The following is a 17,713-nucleotide window of genomic DNA, read 5'->3' as shown; positions in this document are numbered from 1 at the left end:
CTCCGTGTCGTCGCTTAGCGACCAGCTCAGATTGGTCTTCGCCGACGGATCGTGCATGAACGCGTTGGCGTACGGATCGATCAGGATGCACCGCGCCTGTCGCGCGATCAGCCCGCGGAACAGGGTGCGCAACGCCGGATCGCGCTTGGCCAGCGGCAGATACGGATGGACCTGCGCAGAACTGTCCCGCAGCCACATGCAATCGATGTCGCCGGTGATCACGAACGCATCGGGCTTGCCGTCGACCACACCCATGAACACCGTCGTGTCGAGCGTGTTCGGATAACAATTCCCGAACATCCAGGCGAGTTCGGGATCGCCGATCCTGGCCGACACGCGCGCGATCTCCGCCTCGACAGCGCGGCTGCTGTAGCGACGATCGCCAATCTTCGGGCGCTTGCTGACGAACGACGGTGTCGCCGCCCGCAGCGGTCCCGCGACACCGAGCGCCGCAGCGCCCGCTAAAAGCATCCGGCGGTCGATCATTTCGGCAAATCCTTGCTTCCCGTCACGGTGAAGACGGTATCGACACCCGGCCCGTCGCCCGGCTGGCCACCACCGATATGCAGCCGGTATTCGCCCGGCACGACACGCCGCGTTCCCGCCGCATCGACGCTGCTCATGCCCCGTGGATCGATCGTAAATGCCACGCGCGCCGTCTGACCCGGCTTCACTGTCTGGCGCCTGAACCCGACCAGCTGGCGCTGGAGGACGGGATCGTTGAAGCGCGGCTTCACCGCCGGCTCCGGCGGCACGAGATACGCCTGCACCACCTCGTCGCCCGCAACCTTGCCGGTATTACGCACCGGCACCTCGACGGTGAAGCTCTCGCCAGCGGCGATCGTACTGCGCGCGAGTTTGGGCGCGGCATACGCGAACTGCGTATAGCTCAGCCCATGCCCGAAGCCCCACAGCGGCGTGCCCGTGAAGTAGCGATAGGTCCGTTCACGCATGTTGTAGTCGATGAACGCGGGCAGATCGCGCGTCTTCGCGTAGAACGTCACCGGCAGCCGCCCGCCCGGATTGCTCCTGCCCGTCAGCGTATCGGCGATCGCCTGCCCGCCCGCCTGACCCGGATACCAGCCGACCAGGATCGCGTCGGCATGCGCCTTCGCCCAAGTCATAGCGACCGCGCTGCCGGTCATCAACACGACGACCAGCGGCTTGCCGGTCGCCTTCGCCGCCTCGAGCAACCGCACCTGCGCAGCGGGAAGCCCGATATCGGTCCGATCGCCGCCTGAGAACCCGGCCACCTCGATCTGCAACGCCTCGCCCTCGACCGCGGGCGACAGCCCGACGAACGCGACGATCGCATCGGCATCTTTCGCAGCGGCGACCGCCTCTGCAACCTGAGCCTCGGCAGGCGCGGTCCAGGTCAACCGCAGCCCCTGATCCTCGCCGCTATGCGCCAGCTCGACGCGGATCGCATGAGCGCCCGCGGTCAACGTCACCGGCGCTTCGACAGTCTTGCCGCTGCCGTCATCGTCGGCGACCAACTTGTCGTCGATCCATAACCGCGACGGATCATGCCCTTGCAGTCGAAACAGCGCGGCACGTCGAGCCGGAACACATAGTCGCCCGCGGCCGGCGCGGTGATCGTCCCCGTCCAGCGCACCGAGAACGACGCCGGATCGATCCCCGGCGCGGGCGCGGTGCGGTCCCAGTCGAAGTCGATCAACCGATCCGCGCGCACCACCGGCGCCCCCGCGAAGTCGCTCCCTCGGAAATATTCGCCGCGCAGCGACAGCGCGGTATCGGGCACCGGAACGGGCACGCCCTCGGCGATGCTCGACCCCTGCGCGTACCGCACCCCGCCAAACGCCTTCCGCAGCGCCGCGAGCGGCGTGATCGGCGCGGCTGCGGTACCGTGATAATTCGCCTCCAGCACATCGACGCTGTCCGCATTCGGCCCGATCACCGCGATCTTCGCCGAGGATTTCAGCGGCAACACGCCGTTGTTCTGGACCAGCACCATCGCTTTCCGCGCCGCCTCCAGCGCCAGCGCGCGGTGTGCAGGCGTATCGAATTCGGTCGGCTTGATCGTATCCCACGGGCTCGTCGCGCCGAACGCCCCGCCGAGCATCCGCCGCACCGCAAACGTCCGCGTCAAACTCGCATCGAGCGTCGCTTCGGGCAGCAGCCCTCGCCGCACCGCATCGCCGAGCGCCGCGTAGGTCTTCCCGCAATTGAAATCCATCCCCGCCGAAATCGCGGCGGCGGACCCGCTCGCGGCATCCGGCCGGTAATAATGATAATTCGCGATGTTGCCGACCGCATCGCAGTCCGACACGATCAGCCCCTTGAAGCCCCATTGCTTCCGCACCGTCTCGGTCAGCAACGGCGCCGACGCGCACACGGGGACGCCGTGGATCGAATTATACGCGCACATCGTCGACAGCGCCTTGCCCTCGGTCAGCGCCATCCGGAACGCTGGCAGGAACGTCGCCTCGCGATCATGCGGCGAGATATCGACATCGAACCCGTCGCGCCCCGCCTCCGGCCCGCTGTGCGCGGCCAGATGCTTCGGCGTCGCAATCACCTTGGGATGCGCCAGATCCGGCCCCTGCAACCCGCCGATGAACGCCACCCCGAGCCTACCCGTCAGATACGGATCCTCGCCATACGTCTCCTGCCCACGACCCCAGCGCGGATCGCGGAAGATGTTGATGTTGGGCGACCAGATCGTCAGCCCCTGGTAGCGTTCGCGGTCCCCCGCCGGCAGCGCGTTGGACTTCGCCCGCGCCTCGGTCGACACGACGTCGCCGACCCGCCGGAGCAGCGCCTCGTCCCACGTCGCGGCCAGCCCGATCGCCTGCGGAAACACCGTCGCCACGCCGTTGCGCGCGAGCCCGTGCAGCCCCTCGTTCCAATAATCATAAGCCGGCAAATTCAGCCGCGGGATCGCCGGCGCGACGCTCTGCAACTGCGCCGCCTTCTCGTCGAGCGTCATGCTGCGGACGGCTGGGTCGACCGTCTGCGCGAGCGCGGACGTGGCGAGCAGGGCGGCGAGCGGGGAAGCGAAAAGCGCGGTGCGGATCATGATGTGGCCTTGGTCGGGACGGTCGCGCCGAACAGGCTGCGGACCGAGAGGGCGTGTTGAAGCGTCGCGAGCGATGCATCGGAACGGACAGAGATCGTCACGGTGTCGCCGGCGGCGAGGTCGAAGGCATTGTCGGACAGCGTCGCGTCGCAATCGCCGAAGTCGATCCAGACGCCCCGCGCGAGCGACGTGGCCGAGACGGTCAGCGCATAGCCGCCGGGGCTGGCGACGATGGTCGCCTTCAGCGCGGGATCGGCCAGCGCGACGTCTTTCGCCTTGGCGAAATAGACGAACTGCCGCGCGACGACCGTGCCATCCACGGTCACGTCCGCCACCGCGAAGGTCCGCGACGGATCCGCCTTGCCGAGCAGGTCGGCATCGGCGAACTTGCCCAGCGGCATCGCCGCGAGCGGCGCCGCCTCCACGGTACCGCCGCGTTCCGACAGCTGCGTTCCGTCGCGGTCGATCACCCGCAGGCGCCAGCGCGCGGGGAACGCCTCGCGCTTGTCGGAGATCAGCGTGACGACGGTAGTGCCCTTGATGTGCTGCGCGCCGATCGTGACCGGCGCATAGAAGCGCCGGGCGCGATAATGACTCGCCTTCCAGCGATTGTGGAAGTCGATGCTGCCCCAGGCCTGCCCGGCCCAGATCGAGTTGATCAGTCCCGGCCAGCTGTCGTTGAGCGTCCAGTACAGCGTGCCCATGTTCTGCGGGCGCGACGCGCGCTGGTGGATCACCGCCATTTCCAGGCCTTCCGCCTGGAGCAGTTGCGACAGATAGATATAGTCGACGAACGATTTCGGCTCGCCGTAGTCGGCGCGGATATAGCCGAGGATGCGGCCATTGCCCTTGCCGCTGTCATACGCGCTGCCGGCGATCTGGACGGGCATGTCCTCCGGGCGACGCGCGCCCAGCATTTCGCGCGTGGTGCGCAGGCCGGGCATCGATTGCAGCCCAAATTCGGACATGAAGCGGTTTTCGGTGGTCAGGTAATCCTCGAGCGGAGCGCGCGCCCAGACATCCCAGTAATGCACGTCGCCATCGGTCTTCACTTCGGAAATGCCGTCATAATCGGTGGTCGGCGAACCGCCCCAATAGGGCGTGGTCGGCGACAGCGTGTTGACGACCGCGCGCAGATCCTTGTCGAACAATCGGCGGAGGTGCGCGCCGAACGCCTCCTGCCCGTCCGGCCCGAGCGCGCGCGCGAACGCCTTGCGGTCGCTCCAATTGTCCCACCCGGTCTGGACCTCGTTATTGCCGTTCCAGATCACCAGCGAGGGTGGTCGCGAAGCCGCCGGACCTGGTCGATCGCCTCCAGCCGCGTGCTCTCGCGCAGCGCCGCGTCGTTGGCGGGCAGCGCGTTGCCGAACATGAAATCCTGCCACAGCATCAGCCCCAGCCGGTCGGCCTTGGCGAACACCGCGTCGTCGGGATAATAGCCCCCGCCCCAGATCCGCAGCATGTTCATGTTCGCCGCGACCGCCGCCTCCAGCACCGCATCGGTGCGTGCCGCGGGGACGCGCGACGCGATGCTGTCGGCCGGCTCGAGGTTCGCGCCCTTGGCGAAGATCGGCACGCCGTTGATCACGAACGCCATGCCGCGCCCCCAGCGATCGGTATCGCGGCGCAGTTCGACGGTGCGCAATCCGATGTCGTGCGTCGCGGTTCCCAGCACGCGCCCCGCTTCGGTGACCGTCGCGGTCACCGCGTACAGATCGGGCTTGCCGTATCCGACCGGCCACCAGCGTCGCGGGCGTTCGATCCGGACCGGCAGCACCACTGGGTTCACCCCCGCAAACAGAGTCACGCGGCGGTCGAGCCGTTGCGTCGTGCCATCGGGGCCGGCGATATCCACGCGCACGTCGACGGTGCGCGGCGTCGCCGCGTCGATCTCCACCGCCGCATCGAGCACCGCGACGCTGTCGTCGAGATGCACCTGCGCGACATGGAAGTCGCTCAGTCGGAGGCCGTCATACGCCTCGATCCGGACCGGCTTGCCGACGCCGATCGTGACGATCCGCGGCGCGAAGTCCCAACCATAATGATAGGCCGCCTTGCGCACGTAATTCGCGGTCTGGCGGCCCTTGGGCTCGTCGCCGAACGCCGTGTCATAGGCGCCCGGCAGCGGCACCTTCTCGGCCAGCGCGCGCGGCAGGAGCTTGCGGATCGGCGACTCGAACTCGATCTCGATGACGTTGCGGCCCGGCTTCAGCAGCGCCTTGGCCGCGAGCCGCCAGCTGCGGAACATGTTGTCGGCGCGGAGCACGGCCGTGCCGTTGACGCGGACGGTCGCGAACGTGTCGAGCCCGTCGAAGGCGAGATCGACATTCGCGCGCGCCAGCGTCGCCGCATCCAGCGTGACGACGGTCCGATACTGCCAGTCGGACAGCCCCACCCATTGCGCGGCACGCTCGCCCTCGCCGACCCACGGATCGGCGAGCAAATGCGCGGCAAGCAGGTCGGTCTGCACCGATCCCGGCACGCGCGCGGGCAGCCAGCGCGTCGCCGCCTTGTGCGCGGCCGCGTTGGCATCGCCCGGTGCGAGGCGAACCTCCCATTCGGTGTCCAACACGCGCGTGATCGGCACCGTCGCTGGCCGCGCCGCGGGCCCCACCGCGGGTTCCGCCAGCGCCGGGGCCGCCATCGAGAGGCCGATCACGACCAGCAGGATCTCGACCGACGCGGATCACTTGGGAACGACTTGCCCGGCCAATGTCCGGATCGTCAGCGCGCGTTTCAGCGCCGCCGTCGACGTTTTGGACGCTACAGTCACCGTAACGCTCTCCCCGGCAGCAGATCGAACGCATTGTCCGATGGCGTCGCCTCGACCTTGCCGAAGTCGAGCCACACCGCGCGCGCCAGCTTGGTCGCGGTCAGCGTCAGATGATCGCCCGCCCATGTCGCGGTCAGCCCTGGATCGGGCAACGTCATCGTCTTCGGCGCTGCCGACAGCAGCGTGCGCGAGACGACGCGGCCACTTACCAGCAACTCCGCCACCGCGATCGTGTGCGCTGGATCGCCGCTCGCGAACAGCGTCGCGTCGGGCAGCGTCGCGACCGCCGTTGCGGACAATGGCGCCAGCGTCGCTGGCGTCTCGGTCGTCGCGAGAACCTTGCCGTCGACATCGAGCGCCCGCATCCGCCAGACCGCCTCGGTCGGGGTCGTCGCGTCGGAGATCAGGCTGACCTTGGTCGACCCGTCCTTGCGCTCGGCAGCGATCGCCAGCGGCGCGTAGAAATGCCGTGCGCGGAATTGCAGCGCCTTCCACCGACCATAATAATCGATGCTGGCCCACGACGCGCCCGGCCACACGTCATTGATCTGCCAGAACAGCGACCCCATCGTCACCGGCCGGCACGCGCGGTGGTGCAGCGCGGCAACCTCGATCCCCTCCGCCTGCATCACCTGGCTGAGATACACGAACTCGGCGAAGTCGCGCGGCTCGCGGTACTTTTCGCGGATGTAGAACAGCAGCCGGTCGTTGCCCTCGCCCTTCAGGAACTTCTGGTGCGCCTTCATCACCGGCGAGGTCGGCGAGAAGTCCGCCTCGGTCGCGAACGTCCGGATCGTCTTCATCTCGGGCATCGATTGCAGGCCGTATTCGGACATGAAGCGCGGGCAGCTGTCGAGATACGCCTCGACCGGTTTCTTGCCGCCCCAGACGTCCCAGTAATGCCGGTCGCCATCGCCATCGATGTCGGGCTTGTCCTCGTAATTGCTGCTCGGCGAGCCCGGCCAATAGACCGCGTCCGGATCGCGCCGCTCGGCCGCATCGCGCAGCACGCGGTCGAAGATGACCGCCATGCCGACGCCGATCCGCTCCTGCTCGTCCGCGCCGACCGCCTTCTTGTACGCGATCCGGTCGGACCAGTTCGCCCAGCCGCTGAGCACTTCGTTATTGCCCGCCCACATCACGATCGAGGGATGCGCCTGGAGCCGGTCGACCTGTTCCTCGGCCTCGATCCTGACGGTCTCGCGGAACTCGCGATCGGGCGGCGTGACGGAGCCGCCGAACATGAAGTCCTGCCACACCATCAGCCCCATCTGGTCGGCGATGTCGTAGAACGCGTCGTCCAGATAATAGCCGCCGCCCCACACGCGGATCATGTTCATGTTCGCGTCGCGCGCGCCGGCCATGACGGTGCGGATCTGGCTCTCGGGCACGCGCGCCGGGAACATGTCGAACGGGATCAGGTTCGCGCCCTTGGCGAACACCGGGATGCCGTTGACGACGAACGCGAACCCGCGGCCCTGCGCATCCTTCTCGCGGCGCAGTTCGACGGTGCGCAAGCCGGTGCGGCGCTGCGCGGTGTCGATCGTCGCGGTACCGTCGGTCAGCATCGCCTTGACGGTGTAGAGCGGTTGCGCGCCATAGCCCGCGGGGAACCAGCGCTGCGGATTGGCGATGCTCACCGGCACCGCGACATGGCTCGCGCCCGCCGCGACCGTGACGGTGCGCGCCGCCTGCGTCACCTGACCGTCGGGCCCGGTCACCGCGACCTGGACTGTGACGGGACGCTCCTCGCCCGCGACCACGTCGAGTTCGGCCGACAGCCGCGCCTCGGTCTTGGTCAGCGCTTCCTGCGTCACGCGGAATGCCTCGATCCGCGCGTCGTCCCACGCCTCGATCCGCGCCGGACGCCAGATGCCCTGCGTGACGATACGGGGGCCCCAGTCCCAGCCGTACTGGTATTTCGGCTTGCGGATATAGGGCGAGGTCTGCTTGCCCATCGGCTCGTCGCCATAGATCGAGATCATATTCGCCGGGCAGCGGATGCGCGGTCTTCAGCACCATCGGCTGCAACGTGCGGATCGGCGATCGGAAGGTGATCAGCAGGTCGTTCGCCCCCGGCTTCAGCACCGCCTTGACCGGCACGCGCCAGCGCCGATGCGCATTGTCCGCGGCGAGCAGCTTCGTACCGTTCAGCCGCACCTCGGCAAACGTGTCCAGCCCGTCGAACACGAGGTCGACATGATCGCGCGCAAGCTGTTCGGCGGTCATCCGCAAGGTCGTGCGGTACTGCCAGTCGGTCAGCCCGACCCACTGGATCTTCGCCTCGTTCAGCCCCTTGTACGGATCGGGGACGATCTTCGCCGCCATCAGGTCGGTCTGCGCGCTGCCCGGCACGGTCGCGCGCAACCAGCGTGCCGCCTTGGGATGCGCCTTGGCCGCAGCCGTGTCGGCCGGATCGATCCGCATCGACCAGCCGCTGTCGAGCACGACGCTGGTACGTGGTGCGGCCCAGACGGGGTAGCGGCGCTCGCAAGCAGGAGAAGTACAGTCCAACGCATCAGTTCGTCTCCGTCAGCTGCATCGATTCCACCGCGTAGATCGGTGACTCGAGCGACTGGGTAAATTGCAGGCAAAGGTCGGCGTCGCCCTTCCCCTCGGGAAGTTTGCCGCGGAACGTCATGCGGTTGGGGCTGGTCGCCGGATCGGGCAGCGGGAAGGTCGCCGCGATCGTCCCCTTGCAGCCACCCGCGCGCACGACGAGTTCGCCGTAGGTCGTCACCGCATAATGCGGCACCAGCTTGCTCGCATCGTGCGCCAGCCCGTAATGCCGGGCGAGCCGCGCGACATCGACGCTGAAGCCGCGCGCCACGTCGAGCGGCGCGGCCGGATACATCGTGCACGAATCGAAGATGTTGATGTTGTACACCGGTGCCAGCGCGGTCGCCTCCGCGGTCAGCGGTACGCGCAGGTTGAGCGATCCGCCCGGGCACGCGACCATCGCCGAATTCGACCGACGCAACAGCGCGGCACGGCTCGTCTCGAACAGCCGCGGCACCGCAGTCGGGCGCCCGTCGCTGGTGAACGCAGCCGCGCGAACGACCACGCCAGGCTTGAGCGACAGCGGCGACGCATAGGCCTTCGACCGCGCGGTCGGCGCCTTGCCGTCGAGCGTGTATCGGATCGTGCCATAGCCTGCCTGCGTCGCCAGCGTGACCGGCACCTTGCGCGCCCGCAGCGCATCGCCGCGCGTGCCCTGCACCGCGAAATCGACCGCGAACGCGCTGTCCGCCGCCGCGATTCCGGCCCGCGCATACCGCCCCATCTGAGGCTCCAGCCGCGCGACGAAGCCTGCATAGTCCTGCGTACTCTTCGGCGACCATGTCCGCTCGGCCAGCGCCGACAGCCGCGGGAATGTCGCGTGCTGCAGCTGTTCGGGCGTCACGAAATACTCGCTGAACGCGTTGATCTGTGCGCCCATCACATGCTGCGCCTTGTCGGGCGCAAGGCCCTTCGGCTCGGGCTCGTATTTGTAGAGATCGGCCAGCGTGACGATCGCATCGCCGCCCGAGATCCGCCCCGCCGGCTCGTCGCTCCGGGTGCTCTGCAGGCTGTCGAGATACAGCGTCGGCGCGGGGCTGAGCACCACGTCATGGCCCTGATTGGCGGCCTCGACCGCGCCCTTCTCGCCACGCCACGACATCACCGATGCCGACGGCGGCAGGCCCCCTTCGAGAATCTCGTCCCACCCGATCATGCGGCGGCCGTGCTTGGCCAGATACTCGCCGAGCTGGTCGATCATCCAGCTCTGCATCTGCATCTCGGTCTTCAGCCCGAGTGCCTTCATCTTGGCCTGCACCGCGGGCGACCGCTCCCACTGGTCCTTCACCGCCTCGTCACCGCCGAGATGGATGAACTGCGACGGAAACACCTCCATCAATTCGTCGAGCACATGCTTGATGAAGGTCATGCTGCGGTCCTCCGGGCTGAACAGCCACGGATTCACGCCCCAGTCGTGGCTGACCGCGGGACGATCGCCGAGCACGCCGACCTCCGCCGGATACGACGCCACCGCCGCCTGCGCATGCCCCGGCAGGTCGATCTCGGGGACCACCGTGATCGCGCGGTCCTTCGCATAGGCGACCAGCGCCTTCAGCTCGGCCTGCGTGTAGAATCCACCGACCTTCGGCCCCGGCGCGCCGCCGCTCGACGGCGGCGTCCGCCAGGCGCCGATCCGCGTCAGATCGGGATAGCGCTTGATCTCCATCCGCCAGCCCTGATCGTCGGTCAGGTGAAGATGCAGCACGTTCATCTTCTGCGCCGCGAGCTGATCGACCATGGCGTACAAAATCGGCATCGGCACGAAATGCCGCGCCGGATCGATCATCAGCCCGCGCCACTTGAAGCGCGGCGCATCGCGGATCGTCATCGCCGCCAGCGTGACCGGCTTGCCGATCGCCGCGTCGGGGCTGAGCAACTGCGCCAGCGTCATCGCGCCGTGGACGAGCCCCGCATCACCGCTCGCCGCGATCGTCACGCCGTTCGTGTCGACGGTCAGCACATACGCTTCGTCACCCGCAACGCCGGCATCCCGCACGAACCGGATCGGCCCGGCGCCCGCGTCGCCCGCCAGCGTCAGCCCGCGAACCACCTTCACCTGCTGCACCAGCAACCGCGCCGCCGTCTTCGCTCCCGCATCGGTCGCGACGATCCCCGCCCCCCGCCAATCGTCAGCGTCCCCGCCTTTGCCTCGATCGAGGCGGGCATCGGAATCAGCTTCGGCCCTTCGGCCAACGCCGCGGAGGACGTCATCAACAGCGCGAAGGCGAGCGGGCGGAAACGGATCATGAAGGAGCCTTCGGCAATTGCGCAGGATCGGGCGGATAAGCGGCCGACCCCGCCTTGAACGGTTCATAGTCGCGGACGACGCCGCCGGCGCGCGCGCCCTCCGCGGTCAGGATATCGACCGTAACCGTGACGGGCGAAAGACGCCCCGCCCACGATGCGGAGACCTTCGCGGTGCCGCCCGGCGCGATCACCGGCAGGGCCTCCTCGCCCTCGCCGAGCAGCACGCGGTCGCCGCCCATCGCGCGCCAGTGAAGGCGCGCACCGATCAGCGGATAGGACGGCAACGCATCCTTCGCCGGGCCGGCGACGGTCGCGGTGAAGCCGGTCGGCGTCTCGCCCGCCATCGTCAGGTCGACGGTCGCGGAGACCGCGCGATTGGCGGCTTCCCAGGCGAAATAGCTCGGCCGGCGCTGGCGATCGGGATCGACTAGCCCGTGATCGACATAGCCGTCCGCAAGCCCCGCAAAGAGGTTCTTGTTCGAACGGTAATCCGAATAGCTCCAGAAGATCGCGCCGCCGACCCAGGGCCGCGTCGCGAAGGCCGCGAGCTGGTCCTTCAAATTCTCGGTCCGCGCGATATCGGCACTGGCGGAATCCTTCGAGAACGGTCCCGGCCAGCCGAACTCCGATATCACCAGCATCCGGTCGGGATAGGCCTTACCGAACGCATCGAGCCAAGGGCCGACGCCCGACGCCGCGCCGCTCCAGGTGCCGAAATAGGCGTTGGCCATCACGAAATCGGCCTCGACCAGCGCCGGCACGCGGACCGGCCGGATCGCGATCTCGGAATCCGCGAACGTGACGAACCGACCAGGATCGATCGCGTTGATATGCGCCTTCATCGCCTTGACGAAGGCGAGCCCCTGCGGCGTCGCGGCCTCGCTCTCGTTCATCACGCTCCACGCGAGCACGCTCGGGTGATTGCCGCTTTCGGCGATCATCTCGGCCATCATCGCCTTGGCGCGGACCAGCAGCCGCGGATCGCCCAGTTGCGCCGCGGTCATCTGCCAGATCGGGATTTCGGGGATCAGCAGCATGCCCGCGCGGTCCGCCGCGTCGAACACGCTCTGCGGCTGCGGGTAATGCACCGGCCGCGTCAGCGTGACGTGCAACGCGGCGAGATCGCGCATGTCGTGCAGGATCGTCCCGCGCGTTTCGGCGGCACCCTCCCACGGCGAATCCTCGTGCCGCGTCACACCGGTGAGGCGCACCGCGACGTCGTTGACGTATAGCCGCCGGTCGCGGAGCGCGAGCTTGCGCAGGCCTATCGTATCCTCGCGCCGGTCGAGCACCACGCCCTTCTCGTCGCGCAATTCGGCGACGATCCGGTACAGCTTCCTGCACCGATCTGCCACCGTTGCGGCTTGGCGATCGTCAGCGCAGCGTCGGGCGCCGCCGCCGAAGACGCGGCTACCGTCACGCTCTTGGAAGCGCGCGCAACCTCGCGGCCGTCCGGATCGATCGCGATCGTCGTCAGCCCGTAGGTATGCGGCTTGGCGTCGATATTCTCGATCGCGACACCGCTGGTGACGGTCGCGCTATCCGCGCGCAAAACCTGGCGAATCCGCTGGCAGCGGATCAGCCCGCCCTCGGCGATCCGGAGCGACACGTCGCGCGTGATCCCGCCGCTATGCCACCAGTCGTACCAGACGTTCCCCGAACCCTGGAGACGCATCGCATAGCCCGGAATCGTCGCGAACCCCGGCCGATCGTCGGCAGACACGACGATCCGGTTCGCGCCCGGCTTCAGCACCTTCGAGACGTCGAGATCGAACGCGGTATGCCCGCCCTCGTGGGTGCCGACGAGCGTCCCGTTCACCCAAACGCGCGCGGCGTAGAACACCGCGTCGAAATGCAGTTCGAGATGCTTGCCGACGATCGCCTCGGGCACCACCAGGGTTCGCGCGTACCAGCCGACACCCTCGGCGCCCGCACCGCGCGACAGCGGCCAGCTATGCGGAACAACGACGCTTTCCGCCCCCGCCGGATCGCTCTTCAGCCACGCCGGGTCGGCCGGCGCATCCTTCGCCAACCAAAAGCTCCACCCCGCATCGAGGTCGATCCGCTCCGCCGCGGCGGGCGTCGGCACCAATAGCGGCACCAGCATCAGGACGGCCGAGGCGAACCCGACACCCCACTGCCCGATCCGCTGCAACCCTGTCCTGATCCGTCCCGATATCATGCGTGGCGGTGTGCTTCCGTCAAAGAGGGCGCCAATTAGGGCGTCGAAGAGGAAGGCGCGCCGGTCTCCCGGCGCGCCCCGTGGTTTACATCCTGAACGATACCGACGCGACGAACGTGCGGCCGTTCTTGTAGAACGCCGTCGGCCGATCGCGCGTGCCGCTATACTGGGTGTAGGTCGAATCGAGCAGGTTCTGCGCGTTGACCGTCAGCGTGACCGCCTTGGTCAGATTGAAGCCTGCCGAGAAATCGAGCTGGCTGTACGGCGCGACCATGTCGATCGAGTTCAGGCGGCCGATCGCGCGGAAATACGACGACCGGTAGTTATAGCTCAAGCGCGCCTGGAACGGCCCGTTCTCGTAATAGGGGATCACGTTGACGGTGTGCTTCGACAGATAGGGCAGGTTCAACCCCTCGTCGGTCGAACTCTCGGCATAGGAATAGTTCGCCTGCAGGCCGAAGCCGTGCCAGATCTCACCCTGTGCCGAGACCAGCGCGCCGTTCACGTTCGCGTTGCCGCCGTTGAGCGGCTGCGACACGAGATAGGATGCGTTGCTCTGCGTCAGCTCGTTGAAGAACGTCTGGCGGCTGAGGCCGTTGAGGATGTAGTCCTTCACCTCGCGACGGAACAGTTCGAGCGACAACAGCGTCCCTTCGCGCGGATAATATTCCGCCGACAGTTCGTAGTTGGTCGACTGGTACGGCTTCAGGTTCGGATTGCCGCCGCTCGCATCCAGCGTGATGTCGTTGCGACCGACCGAACCGCCGAGCTGTTCGTAGCGCGGGCGGGCGATCACCTTGGCGACGCTGCCGCGGAAGATCAGGTGCGCGCCTGCTTCGTACGCGACGTTCAGGCTCGGCAGGAACTTCAGATAGTCGTTCTGTACGCGCTGTGGCACGATCGTCGGCAGGCTGCCGTCGGTGCCGGAGACCTGGTCGGCATAGTTCGACACGTTCTTGGTATAGACCAGACGGCCACCGATGTTGCCGCGGAAGCCGCTCTGATCGAAGTTCAGCTGGACGTAGTTCGCCGCGACCGTCTCGTCGACGATGTACGACGCGGTCGGCTTGGCGACGGCCACGTTCACCGAATTGGCGAGGATGTCGATGACGGTCTGCTGCGCCAGGTTGATGTACTGGGTCGCGTTGCCGGTACCGCCGGTGCCATCGAACGTGCCGTTCGGCGTCGTCATCGTGTCGACGCCGAGGCTCGCCAGCGTGTAGTTCGACGTCGAGTAGTTGTTGAAGCCGCTCGCGTTCAGGCGGTTGCGGTGATCGGTGAACTTGCCGCCGATGCGGATTTCCTTGAACGGCCCCGCCTCGAACGGAATGACCGCGTCATAGCCTGCGTAATAATCGCGATCGATCGTCTTGGAGAAATCGATCCCGCCGGCGCGCGCGGCGTTCAGCTGCGTGCCGTTGACGATCACCGGAGCGCCGTCGATCGTCTGGAGCTGCGGGCTGTTGCTGCGGCGATAATTGGCGGGGTTGGTCAGGTCGCCGACATAGTCGACGTTCGCGCTGTCCGAGGTGAAGCCGTAGCTGTACGGAAGGTCGGTCCGCACATCGAGCAGATATTCGGGATTGCGCCCACCGATCGCCTTGCTCCAGCCGGCCGTCGCGGACACGCTCGAGCCGCCCGGGCCTTCCCATTCGCCGACGAAGTTGAGGTTGTCGGTGGTCAGCTTGGTCTTGCGGATCAGCAGGTCGAGCTGTGCGCTCTGGCTGTTCGCCGAGGCCGCACCGAAGCTCGCATTGGTGACGACGCCGTTCGCGATCGTCGCCGACTGGAGAACGTCGCCGCTCCACGCACCGGGGATGACGTACATCGACTGGCTGCTGTTGTTGTAGTTGCCGTCGATGTGCAGGCCGTTGAGCGTCAGTGTGATGTCGTCGGTCGGCTTGGCCTGGACCGTGCCGACATAGCTGATGCGCTTACGCTGCTGCGTGAAATACGCGTAGTTGATGCCGAACGGCGACACCGCATTGGCGAGATCCTGGCGCGTGCCGCCGGTGATCGTCGCATTCGGGTTCTTCAGGACGGGCTGTCCGCCGGCGTCGAGGACCAGCGCGTTGTTCGCATCCTTCTGGAAGAAGCGGTCGCCGGCATTCTCGAAGCCGAAGAATTCTACGCCGGCGCGGGTCAGGTTCTGCTTGTCGTAGGTGACCGCGCCGAGCACGCCGAACGTGCCGCCTTCGTTGTGCCAGCTGTACAGGCCCGACGCGCGGACGTTACCCTTGTCGGCACGGTCGTTGTACGAATAGCCGCCCGACGCGAAGATCGAGTTGGCCGGCGTGTCGAGCGGACGGCGCGTGCGGACGATGACCGTCCCGCCGATGCTGCCTTCCTCGATGCGTGGCTCGGGCGACTTGTAGACTTCGAGGCGCTCGACGAGCTCGGGCGCGAGCAGCGAATAGTTGAAGGTACGGCTGGTCGGATCGTTGTCGTTGCCACCCCAGTCGGCCGAGGCGACCGCGTGGCCGTCGAGCAGCATGCGGTTGAGCGCCGGGTCGGTACCATGGATCGCGACCTTCTCGCCCTCGCCGAAGCGACGATCGATGCTGACGCCGGGAACATGCGAAAGGGATTCGGCGACGTTGCGGTCGGGGAACTTGCCGATCGCCTCGGCACTGATGACGTCGACGATCGCGTTGGCCTGACGCTTAACCGCAATCGCGCTCCGCAAACTCCCGCGAATCCCGGTGACAACGATGTCTTCGCCGGTTTCGTCGGCGACGGGAGCGGTTGGCGTTCCAGCTTGCGGTGCTGCGGCGGCATCGGCCGATGGCGTAGCGACGGGGTCGGCCGACGGCGTGGCGACCTGCGCGAACGCGCTTGGCGTTACGGCGACGAGGACGACTGCGCTCGAAGCCAACAAAATCTGCTTACGGAAATTCATTGTCAAAGCCCCTTCCCTTTGGCGCCGCAGCGCCACCCCGACGCACGCCGCGCCCCTTTGATCACCCGCCGCTTGGTACTGTTTTGGTTACTATGTGAGCGACTTGGCAGGACAACCGTATAACCAATTCGCTTGCCGAATCCATCGGAAATTACAATTTGGTTACCAATCGGATGCGAGGCCGAATGACAGAAGTTCCCGTTGTATCGTAGCACCTTAGCGGCCAATTACACCGAAAATGACCCTTAATCCTCTTGTCGACGCTCCAGGCCGCTAATACCATTTCTTGCCGACCCCGGTGCTTTTGGGGATTGAAGCACGTGATTCGATCGGCCAAACGTAATAATATTACTGATCGCTGAAGGCCGCCTGATGACCCTCGAAATCTGTGTCGACGATATCGCGGGGCTCGACGCAGCCGTCGCGGGCGGCGGCGACCGGATCGAGTTGTGCGCCGCCCTGGCGCTCGGTGGGCTGACCCCCTCGCCCTCGCTGATCGCCGCCGCGACGACCATTCCGATCCCCGTCCATCTGCTCGCCAGACCCCGCGAAGGTGGCTTCCACTATACCGCGCGCGAGGCGGCCATGATCGCCGCGGACATGACCGCCGCCAGCGACTCAGGCCTGGCCGGCGTCGTGATCGGCGCGAGCCGCAAGGATCATAGCCTCGACACCGACCTACTCGCGGATCTCGTCGCGCATGCCCGCACCCTGGGCGAAGCACGTGGTACGCCATTGTCGCTGACGCTGCACCGCGCGATCGACCTGTGCGACGACATGCCGGCCGCCCTCGACGCCGCGATCGCGCTCGGGTTCGATCGCATCCTGACGTCGGGTGGCCAACCCAAGGCGATCGACGGGCTTGCCATGCTGGCCACGTTGCATCGTCGCGCCGCGGGCCGCATCGTCATTCTCGCCGGCAGCGGCGTCGATGCCGACAACGTCTCCGAAATCCTCGCGACGGGCATCGGCGAAGTGCACGCGTCCTGCGGCAGTCTCGTCGTGTCCAGCGACGAGGACGGCACGTCGGCGACGGCTGCGCGGGAGCGCCAATTCGGCTTTGCTCCGGCCGCGCGCCGCCATACCGATATGACGCGCGTACGAAATCTCAAGTCCGTACTTTGCAACACAGTCGGTCAAGTCGCTTGAACAATACCAATACATAACGTATCCAAGATCGGTTGCCGGGTCATTCTCGTTTCGAGGCCCGCTCCGGCATCATCGAAAGTCGCCTTCATGTCCTTTTCAACGAGCATTGGCAGGTTCCGGGATGGCAATCCCGCGCCGTTGTACGTCCAGCTTCAGCAGTTGATCCGCGATGCGATCAACCGCAACGTGCTGGCCAAGGACGACGCGCTCCCGGCCGAACGCGATCTTGCGATAGAATACGACGTGTCGCGCATCACCGTCCGCAAAGCGATCGGCGGGCTGGTCGAGGAAGGCCTGCTCACCCGCCGCCGCGGCGCCGGCACGTTCGTCGCCACCCGCGTCGAAAAGAGCTTCTCGAAGCTGTCGTCCTTCTCGGAAGACATGCAGTCGCGCGGCCGGACGCCGAGCAGCGCGTGGGTCAGCCGCACTATTGGCATGGTTACGCCTGAGGAGTCGCTGTCGCTCGGGCTGTCGCCGGGCTCTGCGGTGTACCGGTTCCAGCGCATCCGCTACGCCGACGACACGCCGATGGCGCTCGAATATTCGACGATCGCCGGCTATTGCCTGCCGACGATCGATGCCGTCCAGGACTCGTTGTACGAAGCGCTCGAAGCGGCGGGCAACCGTCCGGTCCGCGCGCTGCAACGCCTGCGCGCAGTCCATTTCAGCCCGGAGCATGCCAAGATGCTCGGCGTCGATGCAGGCCATGCCGGCCTGTTCATCGAACGCCGCGGCTTCCTGCGCGATGGCCGGGCCGCCGAATTCACCCAATCCTATTACCGTGGCGACGCCTACGACCTCGTCGCCGAACTCAACGACATCTGACGCCGGCGCACGGGCGCCGGCCGGAGGCATACCGTGACC

Annotated in this window: 13 protein-coding genes and 2 pseudogenes; 3 read left to right on the top strand and 12 right to left on the bottom strand. The window is 66.9% G+C overall.

Translation table 11 applies throughout. From position 1 onward, the window contains the following. Window positions 1-18: 18 nt before the first annotated feature. From AC0IX7_RS17515 to AC0IX7_RS17485, 7 genes and pseudogenes are all read right to left on the bottom strand, one after another. A pseudogene (locus AC0IX7_RS17515) lies at window positions 19-300 on the bottom strand (glycoside hydrolase family 125 protein); the annotation flags it as partial. A gap of 182 nt (window positions 301-482) precedes the next feature. Continuing rightward, entirely contained in the window at window positions 483-1,538 is a 1,056-nt protein-coding gene (locus AC0IX7_RS17510; RefSeq protein WP_471813939.1) for a glycoside hydrolase family 3 C-terminal domain-containing protein, read from the bottom strand. Beyond that, the gene (locus tag AC0IX7_RS17505) at window positions 1,448-3,040 is read right to left on the bottom strand and encodes a glycoside hydrolase family 3 protein (RefSeq protein ID WP_471813104.1); all 1,593 of its coding nucleotides are present in this window, start codon (window positions 3,038-3,040) and stop codon (window positions 1,448-1,450) included. Before AC0IX7_RS17505 ends, AC0IX7_RS17510 begins: the two co-directional genes overlap by 91 nt. Next, window positions 3,037-4,311 (bottom strand): glycoside hydrolase family 2 protein, encoded by a 1,275-nt coding sequence (locus AC0IX7_RS17500; protein ID WP_471813102.1) that lies wholly within the window; start codon window positions 4,309-4,311, stop codon window positions 3,037-3,039. Before AC0IX7_RS17500 ends, AC0IX7_RS17505 begins: the two co-directional genes overlap by 4 nt. After that, window positions 4,308-5,699 carry a glycoside hydrolase family 2 protein gene (locus AC0IX7_RS17495; protein ID WP_471813100.1) on the bottom strand — a complete coding sequence of 464 codons (1,392 nt, stop codon included), beginning with the start codon at window positions 5,697-5,699 and terminating at the stop codon, window positions 4,308-4,310. The genes AC0IX7_RS17500 and AC0IX7_RS17495 overlap by 4 nt, the downstream gene beginning before the upstream one ends. Before the next feature lie 110 nt (window positions 5,700-5,809). After that, window positions 5,810-7,798: a beta-mannosidase gene (locus AC0IX7_RS17490; RefSeq protein WP_471813098.1), complete on the bottom strand. Its 1,989-nt coding sequence runs from the start codon at window positions 7,796-7,798 to the stop codon at window positions 5,810-5,812. 67 nt (window positions 7,799-7,865) lie between these two features. Then, a pseudogene (locus AC0IX7_RS17485) lies at window positions 7,866-8,141 on the bottom strand (glycosyl hydrolase 2 galactose-binding domain-containing protein); the annotation flags it as partial. On the opposite strand from AC0IX7_RS17485, the gene AC0IX7_RS17480 reads away from it, so the two are divergent. Further along, the gene (locus AC0IX7_RS17480) at window positions 8,053-8,295 is read left to right on the top strand and encodes a hypothetical protein (protein WP_471813096.1); all 243 of its coding nucleotides are present in this window, start codon (window positions 8,053-8,055) and stop codon (window positions 8,293-8,295) included. The pseudogene AC0IX7_RS17485 and the gene AC0IX7_RS17480 sit on opposite strands and share 89 nt — an antisense overlap. Before the next feature lie 36 nt (window positions 8,296-8,331). Here AC0IX7_RS17480 and AC0IX7_RS17475 read toward each other — a convergent pair whose 3' ends face one another. From AC0IX7_RS17475 to AC0IX7_RS17455, 5 genes are all read right to left on the bottom strand, one after another. Beyond that, a complete protein-coding gene (locus AC0IX7_RS17475; RefSeq protein ID WP_471813937.1) occupies window positions 8,332-10,437 on the bottom strand; it encodes a beta-N-acetylhexosaminidase in 2,106 nt (701 codons plus the stop codon). Further along, the gene (locus AC0IX7_RS17470) at window positions 10,425-10,619 is read right to left on the bottom strand and encodes a hypothetical protein (protein WP_471813095.1); all 195 of its coding nucleotides are present in this window, start codon (window positions 10,617-10,619) and stop codon (window positions 10,425-10,427) included. Before AC0IX7_RS17470 ends, AC0IX7_RS17475 begins: the two co-directional genes overlap by 13 nt. Beyond that, window positions 10,616-11,974: a glycoside hydrolase family 2 TIM barrel-domain containing protein gene (locus AC0IX7_RS17465; protein ID WP_471813093.1), complete on the bottom strand. Its 1,359-nt coding sequence runs from the start codon at window positions 11,972-11,974 to the stop codon at window positions 10,616-10,618. Before AC0IX7_RS17465 ends, AC0IX7_RS17470 begins: the two co-directional genes overlap by 4 nt. Continuing rightward, window positions 11,884-12,801 carry a sugar-binding domain-containing protein gene (locus AC0IX7_RS17460; RefSeq protein ID WP_471813092.1) on the bottom strand — a complete coding sequence of 306 codons (918 nt, stop codon included), beginning with the start codon at window positions 12,799-12,801 and terminating at the stop codon, window positions 11,884-11,886. The genes AC0IX7_RS17465 and AC0IX7_RS17460 overlap by 91 nt, the downstream gene beginning before the upstream one ends. Before the next feature lie 85 nt (window positions 12,802-12,886). After that, window positions 12,887-15,700 (bottom strand): TonB-dependent receptor, encoded by a 2,814-nt coding sequence (locus AC0IX7_RS17455; protein ID WP_471813090.1) that lies wholly within the window; start codon window positions 15,698-15,700, stop codon window positions 12,887-12,889. Window positions 15,701-16,072: 372 nt separating this feature from the next. Between AC0IX7_RS17455 and AC0IX7_RS17450 the strand changes: the two genes are divergently transcribed. Both AC0IX7_RS17450 and AC0IX7_RS17445 read left to right on the top strand, forming a co-directional pair. After that, complete coding sequence (locus AC0IX7_RS17450; RefSeq protein ID WP_471813089.1) at window positions 16,073-16,849, top strand: copper homeostasis protein CutC; 777 nt, start codon at window positions 16,073-16,075, stop codon at window positions 16,847-16,849. Window positions 16,850-16,936: 87 nt separating this feature from the next. Beyond that, window positions 16,937-17,674 (top strand): GntR family transcriptional regulator, encoded by a 738-nt coding sequence (locus AC0IX7_RS17445; RefSeq protein ID WP_128455172.1) that lies wholly within the window; start codon window positions 16,937-16,939, stop codon window positions 17,672-17,674. Window positions 17,675-17,713 lie beyond the last annotated feature (39 nt).

It is taken from the genome of Sphingomonas sp. AC411 (assembly GCF_979253035.1).
Note: the sequence above shows the minus strand (reverse complement) of the source record. Positions and strands in the feature narration are given on the sequence as shown.